This window comes from Microbulbifer maximicatervae (SeqCode), assembly GCF_052467505.1.
Genome location: NZ_CP174313.1, coordinates 3,660,682 through 3,683,160, shown reverse-complemented (window position 1 = coordinate 3,683,160; position 22,479 = coordinate 3,660,682). Strand labels below are relative to the sequence as shown.

At 54.0% G+C, this 22,479-nt stretch carries 1 protein-coding gene; it reads left to right on the top strand.

Translation table 11 applies throughout. From position 1 onward, the window contains the following. The first annotated feature begins 26 nt into the window (after positions 1–26). Positions 27–22,358 carry a filamentous hemagglutinin N-terminal domain-containing protein gene (locus tag ACJJIN_RS16240; RefSeq protein ID WP_444895412.1) on the top strand — a complete coding sequence of 7,444 codons (22,332 nt, stop codon included), beginning with the start codon at positions 27–29 and terminating at the stop codon, positions 22,356–22,358. Positions 22,359–22,479 lie beyond the last annotated feature (121 nt).

The window sequence follows — 22,479 nt, the reverse complement described above, 5'->3', positions numbered from 1 at the left end:
TAACTAAGCTGGCCTCAGCAATCAGAATGTCAAATCTGACATGTTTTGGAATGGTAGCTGGAATACTAAGCCCTTTGGTTCATGCTGCGCCACAGAATGGTGTAATTACCGTCGGCGCTGAAGATAGCAGTATAACTACGGTTGGTAATGTAACCACCATTACTCAAGGCCAAGATCTTTTAGCGATTGATTGGGATTCGTTTGATGTTGAGGAAGATGAGATAGTTAGTTTTCTGCAGTCAGAAAGCGATATTGCTATCAATAGAATTCTTGACGAAAGCGCAAGTACGATTCACGGGTCAATACAGGCAGATGGTCATGTTATTTTGGTGAACCCTCGGGGGGTTCTCTTCACGGAAACAGCGACAGTAAATGTAGGCGCACTCACTGTTTCTGGGCTTGCTATTGACCCGAGTGAATACTCGGATGATGAATTTTTAAACTCGGACTTCGTACTTGAAAGTGCCGGCGTTGATGGTCAAGCGGGCTTTGTTATTAATAGAGGCGTTATTAACGCATCTAGTGCAGTCCTCGTAGGTAAGTACGTAGAGAACAGCCTTGGAGATACCTCTCTCGCTGACACAACCGGACTGATTCAAGCTGAGTTAGTGGTTTTAGCAGCAGGGGATGCAGCTGCTTTAACCTTTGACTCCGATGGGTTGATCGGAGTTGAGGTGACATCTGCTGTAGCGGAAAATACGCTAGGTGTTGAAAGTGCGGTGCTTAATAGTGGTTCTATTGAGTCTGCAACTGTCTTAATGGAAGCGAATGTATCTAGTGATTTATTCACTGCTGCCGTAAATAATGAAGGCTCTATTCAGGCTAGAGGTATTGATACCAGTGATGGAAAAATTCGTCTTTTTGGTTCTGGTGGGAGTGTTATTAACAGTGGAGATCTAGAGGTTTCTCTTCTATCTGACGGAGTAATTGAAGATGTCAATGCGCAACTTGAGGTTAACACGACAGATTCATTTGTTAATACTGGTTCTATCGAGGCTACTAATTTTTCATTCTTAGTGGGGCAGTCTGGCGAGGGCTCAGAAAACGAACTTGGTGATATAGAATTTTCTGGAACTGCGGTAATCACCGGTGGTGAAGGAGAAGATAAATATACGCTTTCATCCGAAGCTGAATATATTAGCTCCGGGGCTGTAGAGCATAGTTTTAGTGTTTCCAAGAGTGAGGATGATTCCGCCACTAGTATATCTTTTAGCGATATAGAAGTAGTAGATGCCGGCTCTAATAGTGGCGTTACTGATAAGTTAATTACCGCCACCCAGGCAGATTTAACCGGTGCTGAAAAAGAGCTTGTTAATAATGGGACTACTTTTCAGAATTTGGATGCGGTAGATTTTAGTAATACCACAACCGGCATTATTGCGGGTTCCAGCAGTAGTGATACTTTCGAGATCGTCAGCAGCTCGGAACTTATTGCTAACGATATCACTTTTACCGACTTTAAAAGCACCATCGATGCGGGCGTCGAGTCGGATGCCAGTGATGCGGATATCCTGACTACCGCAACACAAGTAAATCTCACCGGTACTGCCAAAGAACTAATTAATACCGGTATCACTTTCCAAAATATGGATAGTGTGACGTTTACTGATAGCATAACAGGGGTAATCGTTGGTTCTGAGGAGAGTGATACCTTTACTCTGGTGAGTGACAGTGAAATCACTGCGAATGAGATTGCGTTTACCGGCTTTAATCGCGCTATTGATGCTAATAGCAAAGGGGATGGTTCAGATACCGATATCCTACTGGGCACCGATGGAGTAGATGAGTTTGCCATTACCGATAGCGGTGATCTAGAAGTTGGTGGCAACCTTGTCTTTAGCAACCTGGAAATTGTTGATGCCGGTGCTGATAGCGGTGTTATAGATACTTTAACTACCGCAACACAAGTGGACCTCACCGGCACCGCCAAAGAGTTGATTAATACCGGCATTACTTTCCAAAACTTGGACAGTGTGGCGTTTAGCGATGCCACAACGGGCATTATTGCGGGCTCCAGTAACAGTGACACTTTCGAAATCGTCAGCAGCTCGGAACTTATTGCTAACGACATCACTTTTACCGACTTTAATAGCACCATCGATGCGGGCGTCGAGTCGGATGCCAGTGATGCGGATATCCTGGCTACCGCAACACAAGTAGATCTCACCGGTACTGCCAAAGAACTAATTAATACCGGTATCACTTTCCAAAATATGGATAGTGTGACGTTTACTGATAGCATAACAGGGGTAATTGTTGGTTCTGAGGAGAGTGATACCTTTACTCTGGTGAGTGACAGTGAAATCACTGCGAATGAGATTGCGTTTACCGGCTTTAATCGCGCTATTGATGCTAATAGCAAAGGGGATGGTTCAGATACCGATATCCTACTGGGCACCGATGGAGTAGATGAGTTTGCCATTACTGATAGCGGTGATCTAGAAGTTGGTGGCAGCCTTGTCTTTAGCAACCTGGAAATTGTTGATGCCGGTGCTGATAGCGGTGTTATAGATACTTTAACTACCGCAACACAAGTAGATCTCACCGGCACCGCCAAAGAGTTGATTAATACCGGCATTACTTTCCAAAACTTGGACAGTGTGGCGTTTAGCGATGCCACAACGGGCATTATTGCAGGTTCCAGTAACAGTGATACTTTCGAGGTCGTCAGCAGCTCGGAACTTATTGCTAACGACATCACTTTTACCGACTTTAATAGCACCATCGACGCGGGCGTCGAGTCGGATGCTAGTGATGCGGATATCCTGACTACCGCAACACAAGTAGATCTCACCGGTACTGCCAAAGAGCTAATTAATACCGGTATCACTTTCCAGAATATGGATAGTGTGACGTTTACTGATAGCACAACAGGGGTAATCGTTGGTTCTGAGGAGAGTGATACCTTTGCTCTGGTGAGTGACAGTGAAATCACTGCGAATGAGATTGCATTTACCGGCTTTAATCGCACTATTGATGCTAATAGCAAAGGGGATGGTTCAGATACTGATGTCTTACTGGGCACCGATGGAGTAGATGAGTTTGCCATTACTGATAGTGGTGATCTAGAAGTTGGTGGCAGCCTTGTCTTTAGCAACCTGGAAATTGTTGATGCCGGTGCTGATAGCGGTGTTATAGATACTTTAACTACTGCAACACAAGTTGATCTCACCGGTACCGCCAAAGAGCTAATTAATACCGGCATTACTTTCCAAAACTTGGACAGTGTGGCGTTTAGCGATGCCACAACCGGCATTATTGCGGGCTCCAGTAACAGTGATACTTTCGAGATCGTCAGCAGCTCGGAAATCACTGCAAACGAGATTAGCTTTACGGGCTTTAACAGCACCATCGACGCGGGCATCGAGTCCGATGCCAGTGATGCGGATACCCTGATTACCGCTTCTCAGGTAGATCTTACCGGTACTGCCAAAGAGCTAATTAATACCGGCATCACTTTCCAGAATATGGACAGTGTGGCGTTTAGCGATGCCACAACCGGCATTATTGCAGGTTCCAGCAACAGTGATACTTTTGAGGTCGTCAGCAGCTCGGAACTTATTGCTAACGACATCACTTTTACTGACTTTAACAGCACTATCGATGCGGGTACCGAATCCGATGCCAGTGATGCGGACACCTTGATTACCGCAACACAAGTAGATCTCACCGGTACTGCCAAAGAGCTAATTAATACCGGTATCACTTTCCAGAATATGGATAGTGTGACGTTTACTGATAGCACAACAGGGGTAATCGTTGGTTCTGAGGAGAGTGATACCTTTGCTCTGGTGAGTGACAGTGAAATCACTGCGAATGAGATTGCATTTACCGGCTTTAATCGCACTATTGATGCTAATAGCAAAGGGGATGGTTCAGATATCGATGTCTTACTGGGCACCGATGGAGTAGATGAGTTTGCCATTACTGATAGCGGTGATCTAGAAGTTGGTGGCAGCCTTGTCTTTAGCAACCTGGAAATTGTTGATGCCGGTGCTGATAGCGGTGTTATAGATACTTTAACTACCGCAACACAAGTTGATCTCACCGGTACTGCCAAGGAGCTAATTAATACCGGCATCACTTTCCAAAATATGGACAGTGTGGCGTTTAGCGATGCCACAACCGGCATAATTGCGGGCTCCAGTAACAGTGATACTTTCGAGATCGTCAGCAGCTCGGAAATTACCGCAAACGAGATTAGCTTTACGGGCTTTAACAGCACCATCGACGCGGGTATCGAGTCGGATGCCAGTGATGCGGATACCCTGATTACCGCAACACAAGTAGATCTCACCGGTACTGCCAAAGAACTAATTAATACCGGCATCACTTTCCAGAATATGGACAGTGTGGCGTTTACTGATAGCACAACAGGGGTAATCGTTGGTTCTGAGGAGAGTGATACCTTTGCTCTGATGAGTGACAGTGAAATCACTGCGAATGAGATTGCATTTACCGGCTTTAATCGCACTATTGATGCTAATAGCAAAGGGGATGGTTCAGATACCGATATCCTACTGGGTACCGATGGCGTAGATGAGTTTGCCATTACTGATAGCGGTGATCTAGAAGTTGGTGGCAGCCTTGTCTTTAGCAACCTGGAAATTGTTGATGCCGGTGCTGATAGCGGTGTTATAGATACTTTAACTACTGCAACACAAGTAGATCTCACCGGTACTGCCAAAGAGCTAATTAATACCGGCATCACTTTCCAAAATATGGACAGTGTGGCGTTTAGCGATGCCACAACCGGCATTATTGCGGGCTCCAGTAACAGTGATACTTTCGAGATCGTCAGCAGCTCGGAAATCACTGCAAACGAGATTAGCTTTACGGGCTTTAACAGCACCATCGACGCGGGTATCGAGTCCGATGCCAGTGATGCGGATACCCTGATTACCGCAACACAAGTAGATCTCACCGGTACTGCCAAAGAACTAATTAATACCGGCATCACTTTCCAGAATATGGACAGTGTGGCGTTTAGTGATGCCACAACCGGCATTATTGCGGGCTCCAGTAACAGTGATACTTTCGAGATCGTCAGCAGCTCGGAAATCACTGCAAACGAGATTAGCTTTACGGGCTTTAACAGCACCATCGACGCGGGCGTCGAGTCCGATGCCAGTGATGCGGATACCCTGATTACCGCAACACAAGTAGATCTCACCGGTACTGCCAAAGAGCTAATTAATACCGGCATCACTTTCCAAAATATGGACAGTGTGGCGTTTAGCGATGCCACAACCGGCATAATTGCGGGCTCCAGTAACAGTGATACTTTCGAGATCGTCAGTAGCTCGGAAATCACTGCAAACGAGATTAGCTTTACGGGCTTTAACAGCACCATCGACGCGGGCGTCGAGTCCGATGCCAGTGATGCGGATACCCTGATTACCGCAACACAAGTAGATCTCACCGGTACTGCCAAAGAGCTAATTAATACCGGCATCACTTTCCAGAATATGGACAGTGTGGCGTTTAGTGATGCCACAACCGGCATTATTGCGGGCTCCAGTAACAGTGATACTTTCGAGATCGTCAGCAGCTCGGAAATCACTGCAAACGAGATTAGCTTTACGGGCTTTAACAGCACCATCGACGCGGGCGTCGAGTCCGATGCCAGTGATGCGGATACCCTGATTACCGCAACACAAGTAGATCTCACCGGTACTGCCAAAGAGCTAATTAATACCGGCATCACTTTCCAAAATATGGACAGTGTGGCGTTTAGCGATGCCACAACCGGCATAATTGCGGGCTCCAGTAACAGTGATACTTTCGAGATCGTCAGCAGCTCGGAAATTACCGCAAACGAGATTAGCTTTACGGGCTTTAACAGCACCATCGACGCGGGTATCGAGTCGGATGCCAGTGATGCGGATACCCTGATTACCGCAACACAAGTAGATCTCACCGGTACTGCCAAAGAACTAATTAATACCGGCATCACTTTCCAGAATATGGACAGTGTGGCGTTTAGTGATGCCACAACCGGCATTATTGCGGGCTCCAGTAACAGTGATACTTTCGAGATCGTCAGTAGCTCGGAAATTACCGCAAACGAGATTAGCTTTACGGGCTTTAACAGCACCATCGACGCGGGCGTCGAGTCCGATGCCAGTGATGCGGATACCCTGATTACCGCAACACAAGTAGATCTCACCGGTACTGCCAAAGAGCTAATTAATACCGGCATCACTTTCCAGAATATGGACAGTGTGGCGTTTAGTGATGCCACAACCGGCATTATTGCGGGCTCCAGTAACAGTGATACTTTCGAGATCGTCAGCAGCTCGGAAATCACTGCAAACGAGATTAGCTTTACGGGCTTTAACAGCACCATCGACGCGGGCGTCGAGTCCGATGCCAGTGATGCGGATACCCTGATTACCGCAACACAAGTAGATCTCACCGGTACTGCCAAAGAGCTAATTAATACCGGCATCACTTTCCAAAATATGGACAGTGTGGCGTTTAGCGATGCCACAACCGGCATAATTGCGGGCTCCAGTAACAGTGATACTTTCGAGATCGTCAGCAGCTCGGAAATTACCGCAAACGAGATTAGCTTTACGGGCTTTAACAGCACCATCGACGCGGGTATCGAGTCGGATGCCAGTGATGCGGATACCCTGATTACCGCAACACAAGTAGATCTCACCGGTACTGCCAAAGAACTAATTAATACCGGCATCACTTTCCAGAATATGGACAGTGTGGCGTTTAGTGATGCCACAACCGGCATTATTGCGGGCTCCAGTAACAGTGATACTTTCGAGATCGTCAGTAGCTCGGAAATTACCGCAAACGAGATTAGCTTTACGGGCTTTAACAGCACCATCGACGCGGGCGTCGAGTCGAATGCCAGTGATGCGGATACCCTGATTACCGCAACACAAGTAGATCTCACCGGTACTGCCAAAGAGCTGATTAATACCGGCATCACTTTCCAAAATATGGACAGTGTGGCGTTTAGCGATGCCACAACCGGCACAATTGCGGGCTCCAGTAACAGTGATACTTTCGAGATCGTCAGCAGCTCGGAAATCACTGCAAACGAGATTAGCTTTACGGGCTTTAACAGCACCATCGACGCGGGTATCGAGTCGGATGCCAGTGATGCGGATACCCTGATTACCGCAACACAAGTAGATCTCACCGGTACTGCCAAAGAACTAATTAATACCGGCATCACTTTCCAGAATATGGATAGTGTGACGTTTACTGATAGCACAACAGGGGTAATCGTTGGTTCTGAGGAGAGTGATACCTTTGCTCTGGTGAGTGACAGTGAAATCACTGCGAATGAGATTGCATTTACCGGCTTTAATCGCACTATTGATGCTAATAGCAAAGGGGATGGTTCAGATACCGATATCTTACTGGGCACCGATGGAGTAGATGAGTTTGCCATTACTGATAGCGGTGATCTAGAAGTTGGTGGCAGCCTTGTCTTTAGCAACCTGGAAATTGTTGATGCCGGTGCTGATAGCGGTGTTATAGATACTTTAACTACTGCAACACAAGTTGATCTCACCGGTACTGCCAAAGAGCTAATTAATACCGGCATCACTTTCCAAAATATGGACAGTGTGGCGTTTAGCGATGCCACAACGGGCATTATTGCGGGCTCCAGTAACAGTGATACTTTCGAGATCGTCAGCAGCTCGGAAATCACTGCAAACGAGATTAGCTTTACGGGCTTTAACAGCACCATCGACGCGGGTATCGAGTCCGATGCCAGTGATGCGGATACCCTGATTACCGCTTCTCAGGTAGATCTCACCGGTACTGCTAAAGAGCTGATTAATACCGGTATCACTTTCCAGAATATGGATAGTGTGACGTTTACTGATAGCACAACAGGGGTAATCGTTGGTTCTGAGGAGAGTGATACCTTTGCTCTGGTGAGTGACAGTGAAATCACTGCGAATGAGATTGCATTTACCGGCTTTAATCGCACTATTGATGCTAATAGCAAAGGGGATGGTTCAGATACCGATATCCTACTGGGTACCGATGGCGTAGATGAGTTTGCCATTACTGATAGCGGTGATCTAGAAGTTGGTGGCAGCCTTGTCTTTAGCAACCTGGAAATTGTTGATGCCGGTGCTGATAGCGGTGTTATAGATACTTTAACTACTGCAACACAAGTAGATCTCACCGGTACTGCCAAAGAGCTAATTAATACCGGCATCACTTTCCAAAATATGGACAGTGTGGCGTTTAGCGATGCCACAACCGGCATTATTGCGGGCTCCAGTAACAGTGATACTTTCGAGATCGTCAGCAGCTCGGAAATCACTGCAAACGAGATTAGCTTTACGGGCTTTAACAGCACCATCGACGCGGGTATCGAGTCCGATGCCAGTGATGCGGATACCCTGATTACCGCAACACAAGTAGATCTCACCGGTACTGCCAAAGAACTAATTAATACCGGCATCACTTTCCAGAATATGGACAGTGTGGCGTTTAGTGATGCCACAACCGGCATTATTGCGGGCTCCAGTAACAGTGATACTTTCGAGATCGTCAGCAGCTCGGAAATCACTGCAAACGAGATTAGCTTTACGGGCTTTAACAGCACCATCGACGCGGGCGTCGAGTCCGATGCCAGTGATGCGGATACCCTGATTACCGCAACACAAGTAGATCTCACCGGTACTGCCAAAGAGCTAATTAATACCGGCATCACTTTCCAAAATATGGACAGTGTGGCGTTTAGCGATGCCACAACCGGCATAATTGCGGGCTCCAGTAACAGTGATACTTTCGAGATCGTCAGTAGCTCGGAAATCACTGCAAACGAGATTAGCTTTACGGGCTTTAACAGCACCATCGACGCGGGCGTCGAGTCCGATGCCAGTGATGCGGATACCCTGATTACCGCAACACAAGTAGATCTCACCGGTACTGCCAAAGAGCTAATTAATACCGGCATCACTTTCCAGAATATGGACAGTGTGGCGTTTAGTGATGCCACAACCGGCATTATTGCGGGCTCCAGTAACAGTGATACTTTCGAGATCGTCAGCAGCTCGGAAATCACTGCAAACGAGATTAGCTTTACGGGCTTTAACAGCACCATCGACGCGGGCGTCGAGTCCGATGCCAGTGATGCGGATACCCTGATTACCGCAACACAAGTAGATCTCACCGGTACTGCCAAAGAGCTAATTAATACCGGCATCACTTTCCAAAATATGGACAGTGTGGCGTTTAGCGATGCCACAACCGGCATAATTGCGGGCTCCAGTAACAGTGATACTTTCGAGATCGTCAGCAGCTCGGAAATTACCGCAAACGAGATTAGCTTTACGGGCTTTAACAGCACCATCGACGCGGGTATCGAGTCGGATGCCAGTGATGCGGATACCCTGATTACCGCAACACAAGTAGATCTCACCGGTACTGCCAAAGAACTAATTAATACCGGCATCACTTTCCAGAATATGGACAGTGTGGCGTTTAGTGATGCCACAACCGGCATTATTGCGGGCTCCAGTAACAGTGATACTTTCGAGATCGTCAGTAGCTCGGAAATTACCGCAAACGAGATTAGCTTTACGGGCTTTAACAGCACCATCGACGCGGGCGTCGAGTCGGATGCCAGTGATGCGGATACCCTGATTACCGCAACACAAGTAGATCTCACCGGTACTGCCAAAGAACTAATTAATACCGGCATCACTTTCCAGAATATGGACAGTGTGGCGTTTAGTGATGCCACAACCGGCATTATTGCGGGCTCCAGTAACAGTGATACTTTCGAGATCGTCAGCAGCTCGGAAATCACTGCAAACGAGATTAGCTTTACGGGCTTTAACAGCACCATCGACGCGGGCGTCGAGTCCGATGCCAGTGATGCGGATACCCTGATTACCGCAACACAAGTAGATCTCACCGGTACTGCCAAAGAGCTAATTAATACCGGCATCACTTTCCAAAATATGGACAGTGTGGCGTTTAGCGATGCCACAACCGGCATAATTGCGGGCTCCAGTAACAGTGATATTTTCGAGATCGTCAGTAGCTCGGAAATCACTGCAAACGAGATTAGCTTTACGGGCTTTAACAGCACCATCGACGCGGGCGTCGAGTCCGATGCCAGTGATGCGGATACCCTGATTACCGCAACACAAGTAGATCTCACCGGTACTGCCAAAGAGCTAATTAATACCGGCATCACTTTCCAGAATATGGACAGTGTGGCGTTTAGTGATGCCACAACCGGCATTATTGCGGGCTCCAGTAACAGTGATACTTTCGAGATCGTCAGCAGCTCGGAAATCACTGCAAACGAGATTAGCTTTACGGGCTTTAACAGCACCATCGACGCGGGCGTCGAGTCCGATGCCAGTGATGCGGATACCCTGATTACCGCAACACAAGTAGATCTCACCGGTACTGCCAAAGAGCTAATTAATACCGGCATCACTTTCCAAAATATGGACAGTGTGGCGTTTAGCGATGCCACAACCGGCATAATTGCGGGCTCCAGTAACAGTGATACTTTCGAGATCGTCAGCAGCTCGGAAATTACCGCAAACGAGATTAGCTTTACGGGCTTTAACAGCACCATCGACGCGGGTATCGAGTCGGATGCCAGTGATGCGGATACCCTGATTACCGCAACACAAGTAGATCTCACCGGTACTGCCAAAGAGCTAATTAATACCGGCATCACTTTCCAGAATATGGACAGTGTGGCGTTTACTGATAGCACAACAGGGGTAATCGTTGGTTCTGAGGAGAGTGATACCTTTGCTCTGATGAGTGACAGTGAAATCACTGCGAATGAGATTGCATTTACCGGCTTTAATCGCACTATTGATGCTAATAGCAAAGGGGATGGTTCAGATACCGATATCCTACTGGGCACCGATGGAGTAGATGAGTTTGTTCTTACTGATAGCGGTGATCTAGAAGTTGGTGGCAGCCTTGTCTTTAGCAACCTGGAAACTGTTGATGCGCTTGGCGGAGCAGATACGCTCGAAGTCGATGAAGCTTATATAGACGACGGTGAAATTAATGGCATTCTATTCCTTAATTTAAGTGACATCGCTGCGAGCTACCTGTCGATTGGAGCAGATCAGTCAGGTGACTTTCATGTTCTTGGGAGTGGTCATATCGCATCAGATACCGATGGTGATCTGAGCAATGGATATGAATACAACTTCACGAGTGTGGAAAATGTAATAACTAATGGGTTTGCAAATAGTGTTACAGGCTATACAGGTGAGGATTGGATTGTTACAGCAGAAAATGCAGCAACCAATTACGAGATAAATTTTGAAGGTGTAACCCTTCTAATTGCTGACGATGCTGGAGTAATAGGCTTAGATGGTTATGGCTGGGCGCTGGCAAGTAGTGATAATCAGGTGGTCCATGCTGGAATTACTATTGCTGATGCCGGCACTGTGAGTGGCGGCAATGGTGCCCTCAGCAGTATCTATGATGACCACTACATCTTTAATGATGACGCCGACGAAGTGACCGTCGACAGCATGGTCTTCGCCGACCTCAGCAGCATCGCCGCCAGCGGCAGTGCCGACAGTGTCAGCGGCGGCGCCAACTACGGCTGGAGCCTGACCGCCACCGACAACCAAGTGGTGCACAACGGCGTCACCATCACCGGCGCCGAAGCCCTGAGCGGTGGCGACGGCAGCCTGAGCAGCAGCGAAACCGACAGCTACAGCTTTAATGATGACGCCGACGAAGTGACCGTCGACAGCATGGTCTTCGCCGACCTCAGCAGCATCGCCGCCAGCGGCAGTGCCGACAGTGTCAGCGGCGGCGCCAACTACGGCTGGAGCCTGACCGCCACCGACAACCAAGTGGTGCACAACGGCGTCACCATCACCGGCGCCGAAGCCCTGAGCGGTGGCGACGGCAGCCTGAGCAGCAGTGAAACCGACAGCTACAGCTTTAATGATGACGCCGACGAAGTGACCGTCGACAGCATGGTCTTCGCCGACCTCAGCAGCATCGCCGCCAGCGGCAGTGCCGACAGTGTCAGCGGCGGCGCCAACTACGGCTGGAGCCTGACCGCCACCGACAACCAAGTGGTGCACAACGGCGTCACCATCACCGGCGCCGAAGCCCTGAGCGGTGGCGACGGCAGCCTGAGCAGCAGCGAAACCGACAGCTACAGCTTTAATGATGACGCCGACGAAGTGACCGTCGACAGCATGGTCTTCGCCGACCTCAGCAGCATCGCCGCCAGCGGCAGTGCCGACAGTGTCAGCGGCGGCGCCAACTACGGCTGGAGCCTGACTGCCACCGACAACCAAGTGGTGCACAACGGCGTCACCATCACCGGCGCCGAAGCCCTGAGCGGTGGCGACGGCAGCCTGAGCAGCAGTGAAACCGACAGCTACAGCTTTAATGATGACGCCGACGAAGTGACCGTCGACAGCATGGTCTTCGCCGACCTCAGCAGCATCGCCGCCAGCGGCAGTGCCGACAGTGTCAGCGGCGGCGCCAACTACGGCTGGAGCCTGACCGCCACCGACAACCAAGTGGTGCACAACGGCGTCACCATCACCGGCGCCGAAGCCCTGAGCGGTGGCGACGGCAGCCTGAGCAGCAGCGAAACCGACAGCTACAGCTTTAATGATGACGCCGACGAAGTGACCGTCGACAGCATGGTCTTCGCCGGCCTCAGCAGCATCGCCGCCAGCGGCAGTGCCGACAGTGTCAGCGGCGGCGCCAACTACGGCTGGAGCCTGACCGCCACCGACAACCAAGTGGTGCACAACGGCGTCACCATCACCGGCGCCGAAGCCCTGAGCGGTGGCGACGGCAGCCTGAGCAGCAGTGAAACCGACAGCTACAGCTTTAATGATGACGCCGACGAAGTGACCGTCGACAGCATGGTCTTCGCCGACCTCAGCAGCATCGCCGCCAGCGGCAGTGCCGACAGTGTCAGCGGCGGCGCCAACTACGGCTGGAGCCTGACCGCCACCGACAACCAAGTGGTGCACAACGGCGTCACCATCACCGGCGCCGAAGCCCTGAGCGGTGGCGACGGCAGCCTGAGCAGCAGCGAAACCGACAGCTACAGCTTTAATGATGACGCCGACGAAGTGACCGTCGACAGCATGGTCTTCGCCGACCTCAGCAGCATCGCCGCCAGCGGCAGTGCCGACAGTGTCAGCGGCGGCGCCAACTACGGCTGGAGCCTGACTGCCACCGACAACCAAGTGGTGCACAACGGCGTCACCATCACCGGCGCCGAAGCCCTGAGCGGTGGCGACGGCAGCCTGAGCAGCAGTGAAACCGACAGCTACAGCTTTAATGATGACGCCGACGAAGTGACCGTCGACAGCATGGTCTTCGCCGACCTCAGCAGCATCGCCGCCAGCGGCAGTGCCGACAGTGTCAGCGGCGGCGCCAACTACGGCTGGAGCCTGACCGCCACCGACAACCAAGTGGTGCACAACGGCGTCACCATCACCGGCGCCGAAGCCCTGAGCGGTGGCGACGGCAGCCTGAGCAGCAGCGAAACCGACAGCTACAGCTTTAATGATGACGCCGACGAAGTGACCGTCGACAGCATGGTCTTCGCCGGCCTCAGCAGCATCGCCGCCAGCGGCAGTGCCGACAGTGTCAGCGGCGGCGCCAACTACGGCTGGAGCCTGACCGCCACCGACAACCAAGTGGTGCACAACGGCGTCACCATCACCGGCGCCGAAGCCCTGAGCGGTGGCGACGGCAGCCTGAGCAGCAGTGAAACCGACAGCTACAGCTTTAATGATGACGCCGACGAAGTGACCGTCGACAGCATGGTCTTCGCCGGCCTCAGCAGCATCGCCGCCAGCGGCAGTGCCGACAGTGTCAGCGGCGGCGCCAACTACGGCTGGAGCCTGACCGCCACCGACAACCAAGTGGTGCACAACGGCGTCACCATCACCGGCGCCGAAGCCCTGAGCGGTGGCGACGGCAGCCTGAGCAGCAGTGAAACCGACAGCTACAGCTTTAATGATGACGCCGACGAAGTGACCGTCGACAGCATGGTCTTCGCCGACCTCAGCAGCATCGCCGCCAGCGGCAGTGCCGACAGTGTCAGCGGCGGCGCCAACTACGGCTGGAGCCTGACCGCCACCGACAACCAAGTGGTGCACAACGGCGTCACCATCACCGGCGCCGAAGCCCTGAGCGGTGGCGACGGCAGCCTGAGCAGCAGCGAAACCGACAGCTACAGCTTTAATGATGACGCCGACGAAGTGACCGTCGACAGCATGGTCTTCGCCGGCCTCAGCAGCATCGCCGCCAGCGGCAGTGCCGACAGTGTCAGCGGCGGCGCCAACTACGGCTGGAGCCTGACCGCCACCGACAACCAAGTGGTGCACAACGGCGTCACCATCACCGGCGCCGAAGCCCTGAGCGGTGGCGACGGCAGCCTGAGCAGCAGCGAAACCGACAGCTACAGCTTTAATGATGACGCCGACGAAGTGACCGTCGACAGCATGGTCTTCGCCGACCTCAGCAGCATCGCCGCCAGCGGCAGTGCCGACAGTGTCAGCGGCGGCGCCAACTACGGCTGGAGCCTGACTGCCACCGACAACCAAGTGGTGCACAACGGCGTCACCATCACCGGCGCCGAAGCCCTGAGCGGTGGCGACGGCAGCCTGAGCAGCAGCGAAACCGACAGCTACAGCTTTAATGATGACGCCGACGAAGTGACCGTCGACAGCATGGTCTTCGCCGACCTCAGCAGCATCGCCGCCAGCGGCAGTGCCGACAGTGTCAGCGGCGGCGCCAACTACGGCTGGAGCCTGACCGCCACCGACAACCAAGTGGTGCACAACGGCGTCACCATCACCGGCGCCGAAGCCCTGAGCGGTGGCGACGGCAGCCTGAGCAGCAGCGAAACCGACAGCTACAGCTTTAATGATGACGCCGACGAAGTGACCGTCGACAGCATGGTCTTCGCCGGCCTCAGCAGCATCGCCGCCAGCGGCAGTGCCGACAGTGTCAGCGGCGGCGCCAACTACGGCTGGAGCCTGACCGCCACCGACAACCAAGTGGTGCACAACGGCGTCACCATCACCGGCGCCGAAGCCCTGAGCGGTGGCGACGGCAGCCTGAGCAGCAGTGAAACCGACAGCTACAGCTTTAATGATGACGCCGACGAAGTGACCGTCGACAGCATGGTCTTCGCCGGCCTCAGCAGCATCGCCGCCAGCGGCAGTGCCGACAGTGTCAGCGGCGGCGCCAACTACGGCTGGAGCCTGACCGCCACCGACAACCAAGTGGTGCACAACGGCGTCACCATCACCGGCGCCGAAGCCCTGAGCGGTGGCGACGGCAGCCTGAGCAGCAGTGAAACCGACAGCTACAGCTTTAATGATGACGCCGACGAAGTGACCGTCGACAGCATGGTCTTCGCCGACCTCAGCAGCATCGCCGCCAGCGGCAGTGCCGACAGTGTCAGCGGCGGCGCCAACTACGGCTGGAGCCTGACCGCCACCGACAACCAAGTGGTGCACAACGGCGTCACCATCACCGGCGCCGAAGCCCTGAGCGGTGGCGACGGCAGCCTGAGCAGCAGCGAAACCGACAGCTACAGCTTTAATGATGACGCCGACGAAGTGACCGTCGACAGCATGGTCTTCGCCGGCCTCAGCAGCATCGCCGCCAGCGGCAGTGCCGACAGTGTCAGCGGCGGCGCCAACTACGGCTGGAGCCTGACCGCCACCGACAACCAAGTGGTGCACAACGGCGTCACCATCACCGGCGCCGAAGCCCTGAGCGGTGGCGACGGCAGCCTGAGCAGCAGCGAAACCGACAGCTACAGCTTTAATGATGACGCCGACGAAGTGACCGTCGACAGCATGGTCTTCGCCGACCTCAGCAGCATCGCCGCCAGCGGCAGTGCCGACAGTGTCAGCGGCGGCGCCAACTACGGCTGGAGCCTGACCGCCACCGACAACCAAGTGGTGCACAACGGCGTCACCATCACCGGCGCCGAAGCCCTGAGCGGTGGCGACGGCAGCCTGAGCAGCAGCGAAACCGACAGCTACAGCTTTAATGATGACGCCGACGAAGTGACCGTCGACAGCATGGTCTTCGCCGGCCTCAGCAGCATCGCCGCCAGTGGCAGTGCCGACAGTGTCAGCGGCGGCGCCAACTACGGCTGGAGCCTGACCGCCACCGACAACCAAGTGGTGCACAACGGCGTCACCATCACCGGCGCCGAAGCCCTGAGCGGTGGCGACGGCAGCCTGAGCAGCAGTGAAACCGACAGCTACAGCTTTAATGATGACGCCGACGAAGTGACCGTCGACAGCATGGTCTTCGCCGGCCTCAGCAGCATCGCCGCCAGCGGCAGTGCCGACAGTGTCAGCGGCGGCGCCAACTACGGCTGGAGCCTGACCGCCACCGACAACCAAGTGGTGCACAACGGCGTCACCATCACCGGCGCCGAAGCCCTGAGCGGTGGCGACGGCAGCCTGAGCAGCAGTGAAACCGACAGCTACAGCTTTAATGATGACGCCGACGAAGTGACCGTCGACAGCATGGTCTTCGCCGACCTCAGCAGCATCGCCGCCAGCGGCAGTGCCGACAGTGTCAGCGGCGGCGCCAACTACGGCTGGAGCCTGACCGCCACCGACAACCAAGTGGTGCACAACGGCGTCACCATCACCGGCGCCGAAGCCCTGAGCGGTGGCGACGGCAGCCTGAGCAGCAGTGAAACCGACAGCTACAGCTTTAATGATGACGCCGACGAAGTGACCGTCGACAGCATGGTCTTCGCCGACCTCAGCAGCATCGCCGCCAGCGGCAGTGCCGACAGTGTCAGCGGCGGCGCCAACTACGGCTGGAGCCTGACTGCCACCGACAACCAAGTGGTGCACAACGGCGTCACCATCACCGGCGCCGAAGCCCTGAGCGGTGGCGACGGCAGCCTGAGCAGCAGTGAAACCGACAGCTACAGCTTTAATGATGACGCCGACGAAGTGACCGTCGACAGCATGGTCTTCGCCGACCTCAGCAGCATCGCCGCCAGCGGCAGTGCCGACAGTGTCAGCGGCGGCGCCAACTACGGCTGGAGCCTGACTGCCACCGACAACCAAGTGGTGCACAACGGCGTCACCATCACCGGCGCCGAAGCCCTGAGCGGTGGCGACGGCAGCCTGAGCAGCAGTGAAACCGACAGCTACAGCTTTAATGATGACGCCGACGAAGTGACCGTCGACAGCATGGTCTTCGCCGACCTCAGCAGCATCGCCGCCAGCGGCAGTGCCGACAGTGTCAGCGGCGGCGCCAACTACGGCTGGAGCCTGACCGCCACCGACAACCAAGTGGTGCACAACGGCGTCACCATCACCGGCGCCGAAGCCCTGAGCGGTGGCGACGGCAGCCTGAGCAGCAGCGAAACCGACAGCTACAGCTTTAATGATGACGCCGACGAAGTGACCGTCGACAGCATGGTCTTCGCCGACCTCAGCAGCATCGCCGCCAGCGGCAGTGCCGACAGTGTCAGCGGCGGCGCCAACTACGGCTGGAGCCTGACCGCCACCGACAACCAAGTGGTGCACAACGGCGTCACCATCACCGGCGCCGAAGCCCTGAGCGGTGGCGACGGCAGCCTGAGCAGCAGTGAAACCGACAGCTACAGCTTTAATGATGACGCCGACGAAGTGACCGTCGACAGCATGGTCTTCGCCGACCTCAGCAGCATCGCCGCCAGCGGCAGTGCCGACAGTGTCAGCGGCGGCGCCAACTACGGCTGGAGCCTGACCGCCACCGACAACCAAGTGGTGCACAACGGCGTCACCATCACCGGCGCCGAAGCCCTGAGCGGTGGCGACGGCAGCCTGAGCAGCAGTGAAACCGACAGCTACAGCTTTAATGATGACGCCGACGAAGTGACCGTCGACAGCATGGTCTTCGCCGACCTCAGCAGCATCGCCGCCAGCGGCAGTGCCGACAGTGTCAGCGGCGGCGCCAACTACGGCTGGAGCCTGACCGCCACCGACAACCAAGTGGTGCACAACGGCGTCACCATCACCGGCGCCGAAGCCCTGAGCGGTGGCGACGGCAGCCTGAGCAGCAGCGAAACCGACAGCTACAGCTTTAATGATGACGCCGACGAAGTGACCGTCGACAGCATGGTCTTCGCCGACCTCAGCAGCATCGCCGCCAGCGGCAGTGCCGACAGTGTCAGCGGCGGCGCCAACTACGGCTGGAGCCTGACTGCCACCGACAACCAAGTGGTGCACAACGGCGTCACCATCACCGGCGCCGAAGCCCTGAGCGGTGGCGACGGCAGCCTGAGCAGCAGTGAAACCGACAGCTACAGCTTTAATGATGACGCCGACGAAGTGACCGTCGACAGCATGGTCTTCGCCGACCTCAGCAGCATCGCCGCCAGCGGCAGTGCCGACAGTGTCAGCGGCGGCGCCAACTACGGCTGGAGCCTGACCGCCACCGACAACCAAGTGGTGCACAACGGCGTCACCATCACCGGCGCCGAAGCCCTGAGCGGTGGCGACGGCAGCCTGAGCAGCAGCGAAACCGACAGCTACAGCTTTAATGATGACGCCGACGAAGTGACCGTCGACAGCATGGTCTTCGCCGGCCTCAGCAGCATCGCCGCCAGCGGCAGTGCCGACAGTGTCAGCGGCGGCGCCAACTACGGCTGGAGCCTGACCGCCACCGACAACCAAGTGGTGCACAACGGCGTCACCATCACCGGCGCCGAAGCCCTGAGCGGTGGCGACGGCAGCCTGAGCAGCAGTGAAACCGACAGCTACAGCTTTAATGATGACGCCGACGAAGTGACCGTCGACAGCATGGTCTTCGCCGGCCTCAGCAGCATCGCCGCCAGCGGCAGTGCCGACAGTGTCAGCGGCGGCGCCAACTACGGCTGGAGCCTGACCGCCACCGACAACCAAGTGGTGCACAACGGCGTCACCATCACCGGCGCCGAAGCCCTGAGCGGTGGCGACGGCAGCCTGAGCAGCAGTGAAACCGACAGCTACAGCTTTAATGATGACGCCGACGAAGTGACCGTCGACAGCATGGTCTTCGCCGACCTCAGCAGCATCGCCGCCAGCGGCAGTGCCGACAGTGTCAGCGGCGGCGCCAACTACGGCTGGAGCCTGACCGCCACCGACAACCAAGTGGTGCACAACGGCGTCACCATCACCGGCGCCGAAGCCCTGAGCGGTGGCGACGGCAGCCTGAGCAGCAGTGAAACCGACAGCTACAGCTTTAATGATGACGCCGACGAAGTGACCGTCGACAGCATGGTCTTCGCCGGCCTCAGCAGCATCGCCGCCAGCGGCAGTGCCGACAGTGTCAGCGGCGGCGCCAACTACGGCTGGAGCCTGACCGCCACCGACAACCAAGTGGTGCACAACGGCGTCACCATCACCGGCGCCGAAGCCCTGAGCGGTGGCGACGGCAGCCTGAGCAGCAGTGAAACCGACAGCTACAGCTTTAATGATGACGCCGACGAAGTGACCGTCGACAGCATGGTCTTCGCCGACCTCAGCAGCATCGCCGCCAGCGGCAGTGCCGACAGTGTCAGCGGCGGCGCCAACTACGGCTGGAGCCTGACCGCCACCGACAACCAAGTGGTGCACAACGGCGTCACCATCACCGGCGCCGAAGCCCTGAGCGGTGGCGACGGCAGCCTGAGCAGCAGCGAAACCGACAGCTACAGCTTTAATGATGACGCCGACGAAGTGACCGTCGACAGCATGGTCTTCGCCGGCCTCAGCAGCATCGCCGCCAGCGGCAGTGCCGACAGTGTCAGCGGCGGCGCCAACTACGGCTGGAGCCTGACCGCCACCGACAACCAAGTGGTGCACAACGGCGTCACCATCACCGGCGCCGAAGCCCTGAGCGGTGGCGACGGCAGCCTGAGCAGCAGCGAAACCGACAGCTACAGCTTTAATGATGACGCCGACGAAGTGACCGTCGACAGCATGGTCTTCGCCGACCTCAGCAGCATCGCCGCCAGCGGCAGTGCCGACAGTGTCAGCGGCGGCGCCAACTACGGCTGGAGCCTGACCGCCACCGACAACCAAGTGGTGCACAACGGCGTCACCATCACCGGCGCCGAAGCCCTGAGCGGTGGCGACGGCAGCCTGAGCAGCAGTAATAGTGACGACTTCACTATTAGTAGTGAGGGTGGCGCTGCTTTGGTTACAGTCGACAATATGGAGTTTTCTGCGCTGTTTAGCATTGCAGCATCGGGAACCTCAGACTCGATTATTGGCACAGAAAGTATTAGTAGTGAGAGTTGGACCTTAGGTCAAAATCAGGGCGATATCGCTATCACGGGTATCGACTTCAGCGGCATTGAAATGGTGGATGCTGACAACGCAATTGTTGATGCAGCAACCTATGACCAGTCGGATGTATTTGAGCTAAGTAAGTTAGGGCAAGAACTGAAGGTTCGCGGAATTACTTTCAGCTCGGTTTCCCAAGTAGCTGCTGGCACAAGTGTTGGCGACCAAATTTCAAGTGATGCAACTAGTTGGCAACTCAGCGGTGTGAATGGCGAAGTCACAGTTAACGATGTTGAGTTTAGTGGTATAGATGCAGTTGCAACTAATAATGCTCAATTACTTGGTACTGGGGCTGATGACACTTTTGAGCTAACTGATAATGGGCTTGAGTCAGCGGGTATTTCTTTTACCGGAATTAATTTAGTTACAAGTTATGATGGTGCGGATAAGTTAATTGGTACTTCAGGTAATGATCAATTTACCCTCTCTTCTGAGGGGGATATCAGCGTTGCAGGTATCAATTTTACAGGCCTGGAAATACTTGATGCCGGGACTGGAGATGACACGGTAATCGCGGATGGAGCAACCTGGACTTCTAGCGTCAATGATAATTCGCTAGTAAGCGGCGGCGCTGTGGCTACGGTTAATAGTATTTCTGTCGAGTTTGATAATCTAGAACTTGTTGAGGGCGCCGGTGTTTATGTTGGCCAAGATGTTGCTAGTGAGTACGTATTTAGCAGCTTGGATACGATGACTGTAGGCGGGGTAACCTTTGCTGGTTTGGAGAGTTTATCTGCTGGTAGTGCTGAAGATTCGCTTTATGGCGCTAATGTGGATGCAAACTGGGATATAACGGCCTCGCAAAATAGTGTGTCGACAAGCGAGAAGTCACTTTCATTTAGCGGTATAGAATTTATTTATGCTGGTACTGGAGTGGATATCTTCAATTTGTCTGGGGGGCAGCTTAACGGTATAGACAGTGGAGAAGGCGACGATGCAGTAACGCTTTCTGGCACTACTATCGATAGTATTTCGCTAGGTGACGGTGACGACTATTTACAGGTGGATACTGCGGGAGATCGTGCTGTTGCACTTTCCGGTGGCTCTGGAAACGATTCCTTCCAGTACAATATGTCGGACGATGTTTGGCAGATTTTCTCTACAGGAAATAGTGTAGGTAATTACGATTTCTCTGAATTTGAGCTGCTTGATAACACCGCGAGTAATTTATCTCTGGAAACAGACTTGAGTTTTGATTTTGTCGATGGTGGCGATTACTCTGGTCCATTTAATAGTGACGGGGCGGGATTATCTTTCCATTCTAGTGGCATACGATTGGGCTACGATGGCACTGGAGATATTAGTGTGGTGAGCAGTTCGAGCGGCACTATCGGAGGTGTGCTGAAAGCAAATCGTGCAGAGCTTACCGTTGCTGGAGATGTAGATATTGAATCTGATGTTGGTGTTCTTGGGATAGCGACCTCTGGTCCTGATGTTGATATAACTGTACTGGCTCAAGAGGACCTGGTAATTGATGAAATCGATGCTGGGCGAGGTAACGTACAGCTGGCGAGCTTAGGCTTTGGGGCACTTACTGCTGAAACCTACGGAGATACACATATTACGGCAGCCAATGTCACTCTGGGAACGGATACAGAACTTTGGAGTGTGATTGGTAGTGAGTTGATACCTCTGCGTATGGATGCAACTCAGAACGTTGAAATCGTTTCTATTTCTTATTACGAACCGGAATTTATAAGCCAGGTGCCTAGCTTTACGAGTAAGGGTGATGAACTCCAATCTATCGCTGGCGCCCAAGCGGCTCAAGGCCTCAGGTCTGCGGTGCAAAATAGTGTGGAGGACTTCACGCAATTAGATCCTGCAATTTTCAGTGCTGTTAACCCATATACGAGTGGCGTGGATGCGGTAAATTCCCCGGAGATGCGATTGAAATCTGGGGAGCTGCAACCGGCGGCGGCAGCAGTAGAGGGTGTACCTGAAGCGAACTCTGATTTTGATGCGGTGCTAGATGAAGGAGCTTCAGACTCAACAGCAGATCAATCTGATCACATAGGGCTTTCGGGCAATGCGGGCATGTAATAAGGTTAATTGAGTTTAACTTTATTTAGAAAAAGCCGGCCCACGGGGCCGGCTTTTTTACATCGGGTGTTTTATCTTTTGAAGTAATCGAAAAGAAGCGGAGTGATCTTGGCAACTGTAA